Below are 10,102 nucleotides of genomic sequence, written 5' to 3' on the forward strand. Positions count from 1 at the left end.
CCTCTAAAGCCACGACCGCTCCTCTGCAACATAAGAGCGAACGTCAGAATATGACTGCATCAAAGTCGACGCCTATTACAGCGGCGGCTTGGGCAAATACGCCTACGCCATCAAAACACGCTACATTGCCTGCGCTATTTATCTCGCATGGTGCGCCAACGCTTGCAATTGAACAATCGGCAACCACCAGTGCGCTGGCACGCATCGGTCAAAACCTACCTAAGCCGCGTGCCATCGTCATTATGTCGGCGCATTGGCAATCAGCTAAGCTTGAAATCAGTAGCAATCCGCAACCAAAGACTTGGCATGATTTTTCAGGTTTTGCCCCGGAGCTGTATGAGTTGCAATACCCAGCAGCGGGTCAGCCAGTGCTTGCCGAAACACTGGCACAGCAGCTGACGGCACGCGGTATTACCTGCCGTGTGAACCCCTTACGTGTTAGTGATCATGGCGTATGGGCACCGCTTTTGCATCTGTATCCGCAGGCTAATATTCCTATTGTTCAAATATCCCTGCCCCAGCATTACGACAGCATCGCCTGCTACCAATTGGGCGCGCAACTGGCGCAATTACGTCATGAGCAAATCCTCTTGATTGGCTCGGGCAATATCACCCATAATTTGCAAGCGTTACGTTGGCAAGCAGAAAGTATCGATGAAACTGCCAAAGACTTTAAGGTTTGGTTATTACAACAACTTAAAACAGATATTCCAAGCGCCTTAGATTGGCAACGCTATCCCAATTTTCGTGACATTCACCCAAGCGATGAGCATCTATTACCGTTATTCTTTGCTTTAGGTGCCGGTCAACGCGTCTCTGTGGTGCATCAAAGCATGGCGCACCACAGTTTAGGAATGGATATTTATCGCTTTGATTAAAAATCTTTTTAATCGTATAAAATGACTACTCAAAAGCTGGTTTGGTAAACATGCCAGCCCGCTCTATCTCGCCTGCAATACTAAATAACGTCGTCTCATCATTCATCCGCCCGATCAGCTGCATACCAATTGGTAGACCCTTTTTGCTCATACCGACTGGCAATGACATCGCTGGCAATCCAGTGACATTGCCCAAGATGGTAAATCCCATTTTACCGAGTACTGGGGCGCCTAGTTTTTCAATCATGCCTGAGCTAAAGGCAAATCTGCCCATATCAATGCCTTTATTCAGCAAGCCTGCGCTCCGCATCAACATCTCATCCATCCGACTTGGTGGTAGCACGCCATGCTTGACGGCAGGGGTCGGTACAGTCGGGCACAAAATCATATCGTAAGTCTCAAGCAGCAAACCCGTTTGGTATTGGCTATCATGCCAGCCATGCTTAGCATGCGTCAAATCAACGGCGGATAATGAGCGTCCAAGCATGGCCATATTATAGGTTTGCGGCTCAAGATTTTGGATATGCTCCGTCCCATAACAGCGCTTAATATTATCGATGGTAAAGGCGGTATGCGCGCAGACCACGACTAAAAAGTCATGCCAAAACTGCTCGATATTAATATTTGGCTCAGCCGGTACCACGCGGTGGCCCATTGCTTCTAGCTGCTTAGCGGTTTGTTCTAATACGACGAGCACTTCTTTATCAACCTCGGTATTGGCAACCAAAGGCTGTTGATGCAGCGCGATGGTTAACTGTCTTGGCGCGCGCATCGCTGCTTGCAAAAACGTGCCCTCGGGCGGCGCAATCACATAAGGCGCGCCAATTTCTGCGCCGCTTGTCGCATCAAGCATTGCCGCACTATCGCGCACACTACGCGTAATTACATGGTCGGCAACTGCCCCTTCCCAGCCTTCCCCAATTTTTGGACCCATCGGGTTACGGCCTCGGCTAGGCTTAAACCCAAACGCCCCGCACCAAGCTGCCGGAAAACGTATCGAGCCGCCACCGTCACCCGCGCCTGCCATCGGCACGATACCGCTTGAAACTGCTGCTGCGCTACCACCCGATGAACCACCAGAGCTATAGCCTTTTTTAAAGGGGTTATGCGTGACGCCGTGAGCTTTGGGTTCAGTAGTAATAATTAATCCAAATTCTGGCGTGTTGGTTTTACCAAAGGTATTGACGCCTGTAGCTTTCATTCGCTTGACAATTTCGCTGTCGCTTTCTGACACGATATTGACACTGCGACTGCCCATGGTAATTGGCTCATCCGCAAAATGAAACGATAGGTCTTTGAGCAGATAAGGCACACCGTTAAAGACGCCCGTTGGTAAGCCTTGTTGCGCCGCAGCATATGCTCGCTCATCGAAGCGGTGGATAATGGCGTTTAGTTTAGGATTAAGCTTATTGGCTTGATTAACGGCGGCATCCAATAATTCTTTGGCGCTGACTTCCCCCGCATTAACCAACGCTGCCAACGCTAATGCATCATACTGGGTATATTCTTTAAACATAACTGACCGTCCTTGGAGAGTGATAAATTAAGATTTTTTAAAATTTATACTTATTTTTTTAAAAACAATTACTAGTTTAGTATAAAAAATGATGATTTATAATCGATATTCAAACTCATTGGTCATTCGGCTATTAACGCTATCATTTTTTTATAAAAAAAGACGAGGCACTTTCGTCACTCGTCTTTTTTGCTATATTATAAGACTTAAGTGCTACATCAATAGCTCTCGCTTGCCACTTTTTCCCATCGAGCTGACCAGTCCTGCCTCTTCCATTGAGTCGACAATACGGGCGGCACGGTTATAACCGATACTAAATTTACGCTGGATTGATGACGCTGAAACTTTTCGCGTTTCCATAATAAAAGCGACCGCATCATTATACAAATCATCATCTTCGCCAGAAGCATTTGCTGTACTGCCGCCACTGGGACTAGATAACTCAAAGTTGCCAGCCATATTATCAATATAATCGGGTGCACCGCGTTCACGCCATGCATCACAGACACGGTTGACCTCTTCGTCGCTGACATAGGCCCCATGCACACGGTCTGGCTCAATTTGCCCAGGCCCTAAAAACAGCATATCACCGTTACCAAGCATATCTTCTGCGCCGCCGCTGTCCAAAATCGTCCGAGAATCCACTTTTGAGTTTACTCGTAACGCTGCCCGAACGGGAATATTGGCTTTAATCAAACCAGTAATGACATCAACCGACGGACGCTGGGTCGCAAGCATTAAATGAATGCCAGCAGCCCGTGATTTTTGTGCCAGACGCGTGATAAGCTCTTCGGCTTGTTTACCCACTTGCATAATCATATCGGCAAACTCATCGGCGACGATAACAATCATCGGTAAGGTTTTAAGCTTGGGCGCTTGGCTAATACTCACGCTATCGTTCGGACGCCATAAGGGATCGAGCATTGGATTACCTGCTTTTTCAGCAGCAATGACTTTTTTATTAAACTCGTTAAGCTTACGCACTTTTAACAAGCTCATCAGCTGATAACGGCGCTCCATCTCTGCCACGCACCATGACAAGGCACTGGCCGCTTCGGTCATATCAGTGACGACAGGTGTCAGCAGATGCGGAATATCGTTATAGTTAGCAAGCTCAAGCTGCTTTGGATCAATCAAAATCATACGCAGCTCATTTGGCGTATATTTAAGCAGCATAGATAGTAGCATCGAGTTGACCAAGACTGATTTTCCAGAGCCTGTCGTTCCTGCAACGAGCATATGCGGTGCGCACGCAAGATCGGTAATAGTCGGATTTCCACCAATGTCTTTTCCCATCGCCATGCTGATTTGAGCTTTTGGATCCTTGAATTTCTCAGTATTTAGCAGCTCAATCAAACGTACCATTTCACGTTGTTTATTGGGCACTTCGATACCGATATATGGCTTTCCCGGAATGACCTCGACTACACGAAGCGATGCCATCGATAGCGAACGCGCCAAATCACGAGAAATACCTGTAACCTTGCTGGCTTTAACCCCAGGCGCAAGCTCTACTTCAAAGCGCGTTACGACTGGCCCTGGAATCGCATTAACCACCGCTGCTTTGACATTAAATTCTTGTAACTTAATTTCTAAAAGCTCGGACAACTGCTCAAGCTCAGAGAGGGTATAGCTTGGCTTACGGTTAGGATCCGGCTTATCTAAAATAGACAGCTCTGGAATAGGCGTTAAGCTGCTGCGATAAGCGGCGGTTTGCATCGAGCGTGATTTTTGACTAAAAGCAGCATCATCACTGATGTCTGGCATCACTGGCGCATGAGCATCTTCATCATCTGGCATCATGTCAGTGATATGATTACTGCTATCGCCCTCTGGTACCGCAAAGCTTACCGTTGGTTTAGCTGTCGCAGGTGTGGTATTTTTCGTTAAAGTACCAGTATTTGCCGTCGGCGCTAATTTAGGATTAGCAGGCGGCGTATTGGTCGGCGTCATGTCAGCAATTTCACTAACTCTATTGACGTTACCAATTGGCGCAACGTTATCTGTTTGCCAGTCATTAGCCACTTCATGTTGAGTTAAGGGCTCAGAATCATTTGTAAACTCAGAGTCTTCGATAGACCAAGTTTCAGAAAAGTCATCAATGTCATTGTTGAATGAAATATCTGCTACCTTTGGCTCCTCGGCAAATGATGTCTCTATTACTGGCGCTTCAATGATAGCTTCATCTTGCTCTAACTCAGACGCTACTGATACTGCTGCATGTTCTGCTAGCCAAGCATCTACCAACGCATTTACGTTTTTGCTACCTTCATCTGTTCTAGAAATCTCAGACGCCGTTGCAGACTCATTATTTACGAAGCCATTATTACCTGATTCATTAGTTGGTTGCGCATCTGAGAGCTCTTTTGTTGAGGTATCATAAAATGCTGCCGTTGGCACCTCTAAGCTGTGCTCGTTTGTAACAGCAGAATCATGAACAGGCGTCTCTTGCCTAGCAATTTCCTCACTCGCCAATAAATCATCGACGGTATTGGCATCATTCCAAGCAAAACTTGGTTCAACTTTACGTGTAGGAGCCAAAACTGGGTTTGCGGTAGAGGCTGACACTTGAGATTGGTTAACGTGATTGAAATTGCTCGCAGTAGCCGGTTGTAATTGCTCACCTTGTGCAGCGTTGTTGGCTGCCGTCGCAGCTGCCGACATAGACGCTTTGACGCTAGCACCAAGTCCCGACGTCACTAAGAATTCCGCTAATACATTATTAAAGCGACCACTTTTATCTGCTGTTCGGGTATGATCAGCATGGTCATCTGATGTCAAATCTAATGGTAATTGCTCATGTTCTTGCGGCGTTTTTTCACCATTTACACGGTCTTCATCAATAAGTTGTTTAGCCGTAGCTGTTTGCCCTACTTGCCTATTATCTCGACTTCTATCGCTGTTTTTAGCTCTAGAACCGAGCCATGACCATGTTCTAATTTTCTCATAAATTGCCAGCCAATGAATATTAAAGGCAAAAGTGGCGGTAATAATCACAAACACCGTCAAAAACGTCACACTGCCCCACTGCGATAACAGCTGCGCCAAACGTGCTTGCAACTCAAGTCCAATGATACCGCCAGCAACGCCTTTGAGTCCTGATGTCATCGGATCTGCGACTTGCTGCACGAGCGCCACCAATTGCGCAAACAAGGCACTGGCGCTCAACAGCAGAAACACATAAGCAACCAAGCGCAATAACCAAAACGTTGGTTTATTATCCCACCAAATCAGCACCGATTCATAAACCAAAAACGCCAGCAACCACCAAGCGCCAAAACCAAAAAAGCTATAGAGCAAATCCGATAGCCAAGCGCCCATTTCGCCGCCCATGTTATTGACGGTAGTCATGTCACTACTGATGTGCGACCAACTCGGATCATTTCCCGTATAAGTCATCAAAATGACAAATAAATAAACCGCCAGCATTAACCCAAGCAGGGTAAATATGCCCTTTTTTAAATACTCAATAAGTGGTGCTGATATCACGTAAGATCTGCCTTGTTGTCAATACTCGTTGCTAATACTCGTTAATAATACTAAATGATTGCTGGCTTATGATGAGAACCAACCATGATTTCATGGTTTTCTGTCAATGAATGCGACTGTCATTTAAGGGTTTATCGAATCGCTACTACGCTCGCATAACTTCTTATAATAACAAATACATAGGCGTAGTGGCGACAGTGTTATCAAGAAAGCGTAGAAGAAAATGCATTGTTAAGCGCTTCAGCAAAAAATGCGGTTATTAATCTAACATTAGCCACACTTTTGGGTAATAAATGGATTGGCAATAAAAAACAGCCTGTCATTTTAGGAGCAATGCTATCCGTGCTTTGATTCTAATGATACCTATATTCATTTTAGCAAACTTGCACTTTTTGCCGTCAGCCCTTATGTTATTATCACACAGCGATAAGAAAAACCACATTTATCGCGGCTTTTAGCGCGTAACTTTTATAACATTTAGCATTTGTACGGTACATTTTTATTATTTTAATTTTTACATTTTTTATTTAGCTAGCAAGGAAATTTTATGGCAACTGATAACACGGCTCCTCGCCACGAAAAACTGATTATTTTAGGCTCAGGCCCTGCCGGTTATTCCGCTGCAGTTTATGCGGCGCGGGCTAATCTCAAGCCTGTTATGGTCACAGGGTTGGAGGTTGGCGGGCAGCTAACCACCACTACCGAGGTTGACAACTGGCCGGGCGATGCGCATGACTTGACGGGCCCTGCACTGATGGATCGTATGAAAGCTCATGCCGAGCGCTTTGGTACTGAGCTGGTTTATGATCATATCAATGAAGTCAATCTTGATGAGCGCCCTTTTACATTGGTCGGCAATAATGGTAGCTATACTTGCGATGCCTTGATTATCTCAACGGGCGCCTCAGCGCAGTATTTAGGCTTAGAGTCAGAAAGCAAATTCCGCGGCCTTGGCGTATCAGCTTGTGCCACCTGTGATGGTTTCTTTTATAAAAACCAAAAAGTCGCCGTCATTGGTGGTGGTAATACCGCCGTTGAAGAGGCTTTATATTTATCAAACATCGCTTCTGAAGTGACGCTAGTCCATCGCCGCGACAGCTTACGCTCTGAGAAAATTCTACAAGATAAGCTGTTTGAAAAAGTCAAAAACGGCAACGTCAAAATTGAATGGAACCATAAAGTCCGAGAAGTCGTCGGCGATGATATGGGCGTCAATGGGTTGGTCATTGAGTCGATGATTGATGGCAGCACTAAGCAACTGGACGTGTTTGGCATGTTTGTCGCCATTGGTCATAAGCCAAACACAGATTTATTCAGAGGTCAGCTGGACATGAAAGATGGCTACTTAATCGTTAATAGTGGTCTAAATGGCAATGCCACCCAAACCAGTATCGAAGGCGTATTTGCTGCAGGAGATGTCGCCGATCACGTTTATCGTCAAGCGATTACCTCAGCGGGAACTGGCTGTATGGCAGCGCTTGATGCTGAAAAATATTTAGACGCAATGGGTGAAACAATCGCTCGCGATCACACTTATGCCTCTACATTGACTGAAGATAAAGAAGCGTAAATGAGCCACTTCGCTAAAGACGGCCACATTGACATTGATGTCAATGCGGCTGATATAACACCTGAGGCCTTTCGTAACCACATCAGGAGTCTTGGGCGTTATAACTTCCCTGATCCTGCGATGGTTGACCCTGATGGCATCGGTATCGTTGCTATCGGCGGAGATTTAGCACCAGAAACGCTAATTTCGGCTTATGCGCAAGGATTATTTCCGTGGTTTAACGAAGATGAGCCTATTGCCTGGTGGTGCCCTGAGCCGCGCTGCGTCATCGCGCCAACAGATTATCATCCCAGTAAATCGCTTCGTAAGCAAGCGGGCCGCAGTCGTTGGCAAATAACCCTTGACCAAGCTTTTGATGACGTCATTCATGCTTGTAGTTTACCGCGTAGCGATGGTTTCAATGACACGCTACCTGAAGGCGAGCACACTTGGATTCACAGCGAGATGATTGAAGCCTACACTAAACTGCATGCGCAAGGATTTGCTCATAGTATCGAAGTTTGGAATGAAAATCAGCGGTTGATTGGTGGACTATATGGCTTAAAAATAGGCGGTATTTATTTTGGCGAGTCGATGTTTCATAGCGAGTCCAATGCCTCAAAGCTCGCCTTTTGGGGCTTAATGCGTTTATGCACCCAAAGCAAGGTTGCGTTAGTAGATTGTCAACTACCAAACGATCATCTGATAAGCTTGGGGGCGACGACATTGCCGCGAGCAAAATTTTTGGTAGAGCTAGATACATTGATTAGCAGCCGTGCCGTTAACTGGCAAAAGAACACTTATAAACCTTTACCAGCCTCACTTCTCAACAAGCCAGAGCCGTGGCAATTAAAAATATAAATTAAATTGGTAAAGCAAAACAACTCGGTTTACTCACTAAGCCGAATTGTTTTTCTCTACTATAATTTTAAACAAAAATAGCTTTAAACAGCGCGTTCAATCATCTTTTACACAATCAGTAAGTTAACGGTTTTACTTACGAGGTCATCATGGCACCTGATACAGCATTTTTACTTATTGGCACGCTGGCAACGAAGGCCAATACCACCAAAGATACGATTCGTCACTATGACCAACTAGGACTTTTAAAATCTCGCAAACGCCAAGCAGGCTCACGGCTTTATACTGAGTTTCATCCCGAGTGCGTCGAGCGTATCGAGTTGATAAAAAGCGCCCAAGCCATTGGTTTTACCTTGACTGAAATCAAAGACAGCCTCAATGATTATTACGATGGTCAGCTCGATATCGATTTGCAGCTAAGCATTACTCAGCAAAAACTCGCTCAAGTCAAAAAACAGCAAGCAACCATCAGCTTAATGATAGAGATGTTGGCCGAACGAATTGAGCTGCTCGAACGTATGAAAGTCGATGAGAATTACCCTTCCAATATTGATATTTGTAAAAAGCAAATTCCACCACAGGTATAATCCATCAAGTCAAAATTGGCGAGGTCACAAATAGTCAATTTTTAACGATAAAAACGCTGCATAATCAAAGCATCAATGGCTGGCTGATGAGGCATTTGATAATAGCCTTTACGCTTGTGAATGACAGTGAATTTTTGCTGCTCATATAGAGCAATCGCAGGAGCATTATCTGCTCGCACTTCTAACAATAAGCTGTCTACCTGACTATTCATCAACTCTCTACTTAACGTAGCAAAAAGCTGCGAGGCGATACCTTGACGTTGATAGTCAGGATGGGTGCCGATACGCAATATCTCTGCTTGCTCAAACAACACTTGGTATAAACAATAACCAATCACCGTATGGTCCATTGTCTTATTTTCTTGTTCATAAGCAACTATCATACGAATATTGTTTTGCTCAAGCATTTCAATTAACGTTTGATAAGTCCACGCGTCTTGCAGTTGCAGCAATGCTTCAATAGTTGCTACTGCTTGAACCATTTTTTCCCACTCTGATATGTTGGTTGGCAGCTTCTCAATAGTAAACACAGCTTTTCCTTTTATTTTTTTCTATCCAATAACCGCTATGTTAGCTTAAATGTTTATAATTATTAGTATTTAATCCCTTATTCTACACTCATAAAATATAAAAAAAGCCACCCTTAATTAAGGATGACTTTTTTATGGCTAACTCATAAGCTCATTGCTGAGACTTATATCTTAGTTCAATACGTTAGCAACAACACCAGCACCTACCGTACGGCCGCCTTCACGAATAGCGAAGCGAAGACCTTTGTCCATAGCGATTGGGTGGATAAGCTCAACGCCCATCTCAACGTTATCACCAGGCATAACCATTTCAGTACCGTCTTGTAATTGGATTGCGCCAGTTACGTCAGTGGTACGGAAGTAGAACTGTGGACGATAGCCGTTTAGGAATGGTGTGTGACGACCACCCTCTTCTTTTGACAGTACGTAAACTTCTGCGTCAAATTTGGTGTGAGGAGTGATTGAACCTGGCTTCGCTAGTACTTGGCCACGTTGAACGTCTTCACGTTTGGTACCACGAAGTAGAACGCCACAGTTTTCACCAGCACGACCTTCGTCAAGCAGTTTACGGAACATCTCTACACCCGTACAGGTAGTTTTTTGAGTGTCACGGATACCGACGATTTCAATCTCGTCACCGACTTTTACGATACCAGACTCAACACGGCCTGTTACCACAGTACCACGACCTG

8 protein-coding genes are annotated in these 10,102 nt (G+C 45.1%); 4 read left to right on the top strand and 4 right to left on the bottom strand.

The features are described from left to right. Positions 1-50: 50 nt before the first annotated feature. The gene (locus tag B4K26_RS03050) at positions 51-878 is read left to right on the top strand and encodes a DODA-type extradiol aromatic ring-opening family dioxygenase (protein ID WP_296243469.1); all 828 of its coding nucleotides are present in this window, start codon (positions 51-53) and stop codon (positions 876-878) included. A gap of 25 nt (positions 879-903) precedes the next feature. Here B4K26_RS03050 and B4K26_RS03055 read toward each other — a convergent pair whose 3' ends face one another. Together B4K26_RS03055 and B4K26_RS03060 are read right to left on the bottom strand one after the other, a co-directional pair. Next, a complete protein-coding gene (locus tag B4K26_RS03055) occupies positions 904-2,394 on the bottom strand; it encodes an amidase (protein ID WP_296243470.1) in 1,491 nt (496 codons plus the stop codon). A gap of 213 nt (positions 2,395-2,607) precedes the next feature. Then, a complete protein-coding gene (locus B4K26_RS03060) occupies positions 2,608-5,883 on the bottom strand; it encodes a DNA translocase FtsK (RefSeq protein WP_296243471.1) in 3,276 nt (1,091 codons plus the stop codon). Between the two features lie 547 nt (positions 5,884-6,430). Between B4K26_RS03060 and trxB the strand changes: the two genes are divergently transcribed. The 3 genes from trxB to B4K26_RS03075 all read left to right on the top strand — a co-directional run bounded on the left by trxB (position 6,431) and on the right by B4K26_RS03075 (position 8,880). Beyond that, positions 6,431-7,453, top strand: a complete 1,023-nt coding sequence (trxB, locus tag B4K26_RS03065) for a thioredoxin-disulfide reductase (protein ID WP_296243473.1) — start codon at positions 6,431-6,433, stop codon at positions 7,451-7,453. Next, a complete protein-coding gene (gene aat / locus B4K26_RS03070) occupies positions 7,454-8,293 on the top strand; it encodes a leucyl/phenylalanyl-tRNA--protein transferase (protein WP_296243474.1) in 840 nt (279 codons plus the stop codon). It begins immediately after the preceding gene. A gap of 149 nt (positions 8,294-8,442) precedes the next feature. After that, positions 8,443-8,880 (top strand): MerR family transcriptional regulator, encoded by a 438-nt coding sequence (locus B4K26_RS03075; protein ID WP_296243475.1) that lies wholly within the window; start codon positions 8,443-8,445, stop codon positions 8,878-8,880. 41 nt (positions 8,881-8,921) lie between these two features. Here B4K26_RS03075 and rimI read toward each other — a convergent pair whose 3' ends face one another. Together rimI and B4K26_RS03085 are read right to left on the bottom strand one after the other, a co-directional pair. After that, positions 8,922-9,410, bottom strand: coding sequence for a ribosomal protein S18-alanine N-acetyltransferase (rimI, locus tag B4K26_RS03080; protein WP_296243476.1), 489 nt, complete (start codon positions 9,408-9,410; stop codon positions 8,922-8,924). A 171-nt stretch (positions 9,411-9,581) separates the two neighbouring features. Further along, positions 9,582-10,102 (bottom strand): EF-Tu/IF-2/RF-3 family GTPase (locus B4K26_RS03085; protein WP_296243477.1); only part of this gene is annotated, 521 nt, incomplete at its 5' end.

It is taken from the genome of Psychrobacter sp. UBA6766 (assembly GCF_002453355.1).
Classification (GTDB): Bacteria; Pseudomonadota; Gammaproteobacteria; order Pseudomonadales; family Moraxellaceae; genus Psychrobacter.